This window comes from Citrobacter sp. Cpo071 (assembly GCF_030332765.1).
In the GTDB taxonomy this organism is placed as follows: Bacteria; Pseudomonadota; Gammaproteobacteria; order Enterobacterales; family Enterobacteriaceae; genus Citrobacter; species Citrobacter portucalensis.
The window spans coordinates 1-336 of the sequence record NZ_JAOWHE010000020.1 but is presented as its reverse complement, the minus strand read 5'-3'; the positions used below and the strand labels follow the sequence as shown (position 1 = coordinate 336).

The 336-nt window shown below is 66.1% G+C and carries 1 pseudogene; it reads right to left on the bottom strand.

Annotated elements, in window-relative coordinates:
- Positions 1–70 precede the first annotated feature (70 nt).
- A pseudogene (locus tag OGY09_RS00270) lies at positions 71–225 on the bottom strand (hypothetical protein); the annotation flags it as partial.
- Positions 226–336: the final 111 nt, after the last annotated feature.

Genomic DNA, 336 nt, shown 5'->3' with positions numbered 1-336 from the left:
TGCTGGCGCACCCGCCAGTCTCCGCCGAACCCGCTGGCGCGGTTTCGGGCTGTCGCTACGGTCCGATGCGTGAAAACCCCCGGCTTGCAGCGACCGTTCCGGTCGCGCCGCCTCTGTCGCGCCGTGGCCTGCGCTCCCGGCATCCCGGCAAAAGGCCGCCGGAATGTAAGGCGCAACGCCGTTTCGCGCACGCGCTCTTCGTCGTTGCAGCGGGCCCCTGCTCATTGCCTGCCGGGTGCCACACACCCGTATGAGTCCCTGTCGCCGGGGGCATAGACAGCCACAACCTGCCGCACTGACTGTCCAGGGTAAATGAACAGCCCACAAAATTTTTTA